Annotated in this window: 1 protein-coding gene; it reads right to left on the bottom strand. The window is 72.2% G+C overall.

Features of this window, described 5'->3' with window-relative positions:
• Positions 1-1,669, bottom strand: a 1,669-nt coding sequence (locus tag AC1D01_RS33675) for a pseudouridine synthase (protein WP_477873813.1), incomplete at both ends; no start/stop codon positions are given.

The following is a 1,669-nucleotide window of genomic DNA, read 5'->3' as shown; positions in this document are numbered from 1 at the left end:
GCCGAACCCGGCACCGCCCGCAGGCGTGCGCGGCTTCTGCACGAAGCGCTTGTCGAAGGTCTGCTCCAGCGGATTCGGGATCTTGGACGGATCGAAGTCCAGGCCGTCGTCGTCGCGGTCGAAGTCATCCGGCTGGCGCTCGCGCGCCTGGGCCGGCACCTGCTGCTGGTTTTGCGGCTGATGTTGCGGCTGGTTCTGGCCGCCCCGGTTGCCGCGTGGCCCCCGGTCCTGGCGGTCGTTCGGGCGCTGGGCGTCGCGCTCGTTGCGCGGCTTGTTCTGGCCGTTGTTGTTGTTGCCGCGGCCGCGGTCATTGCCGCCGCGGCTGTCGTTGCCACGGTTCTCGTTGCCGCGATTTTCGTTGCCACGGTTCTCGCCGCGGCCTTCCTGGCGCGGCTGCTGCGGATTGCCATCGCGCCGCTGCCCGTCGCCACCGCCGGCCAGCCGGCGGATCGTGCGCACGTCGCCTTCCTCGAGGTCGACCCAGACGCCGCGCTTCAGCCCGCGCGGCAGCACCACGGTGCCGTAGCGGATGCGGATCAGGCGGCTGACCGTGAGGCCGACCGTGTCGAACAGCTTGCGCACCTCGCGGTTGCGGCCTTCGGTGATGACGACGCGGTACCAGTGGTTCGCGCCCTCGCCGCCGCCGTCGACGATCGACTTGAAGCCCGCGATCTGGCCCTCGACCATCACGCCGGCCAGCAGCTTGGCCTTGTTGCCCTCGTCCAGCGTGCCGAGCACGCGCACCGCGTACTCGCGCTCGACGCCGAAGCGCGGATGCATCAGCTGGTTGGCCAGCTCGCCGGAGTTCGTGAACAGCAGCAGGCCTTCGGTGTTCAGGTCGAGGCGGCCGACCGACTGCCACTTGCCCTGCTGCAGGCGCGGCAGGCGGCGGAACACGGTGGGGCGGTGCTGCGGATCGTCGTGCGTGACGACCTCGCCGGCCGGCTTGTGGTACGCGATGATGCGCGGCGCCGGCGGCACGATGCGCACGCGCACCGGCTTGCCGTCGACCTTGATGCGGTCGCCGAACGAGATGCGCTGGCCGGTGTGGGCAGGCTGGTCGTTCACCGTGACGCGGCCGTCGGCGATCATGTCCTCCATGTCGCGGCGCGAGCCGACGCCGGCCTGGGCCAGCACCTTGTGCAGCTTCGGGGCGTCCGGGTCGGCCTGCAGCACGCGCTTGCGTTCGGCGGCTTCCTCGGGGGTGATCTCGACGCCGGATTCGGCCTYGGCATCGCCGGCGGCTTCATCCTCGGCGTCCAGGTCGTCCTCTTCACCCTCGGCCCCGGCCTCGTCGGCAGACAGCGATTCCGCCGGCTCGGTGGACGGCGCGCCCTCGGGCTGCGGCGCCTCGACGTCGAAATCACCGGACACCACCGTCGCGAACAGGTCGCTCGCATCGGGCATCACCGGCGTCGACAGGTGCGCTTCGGCCGCGCCGAGCACGACCTCGTCGCGGCGGCGGTCCTTGCGCCCGCCGCGGCGGCGATTGCGCGACGCCCGGGTCGGCTGGCCGTTCTCGTCGACCTCGCGCTCGAGGCCGGGCGGATCCCAGTCCGGCGGCAGCTCGGCGCCGGGCTCCTTGACCACGGTGAAGATCACCGGTGCATCGGCGGCGGCGGGCTGCGGCTCGACCGGCGCCGCGGCAGGCGCTTCGACGGCAGCAGCC

This window comes from Rhizobacter sp. P3_B12, from assembly GCF_056402895.1.
This window is presented reverse-complemented; position numbering and strand designations above follow the sequence as displayed.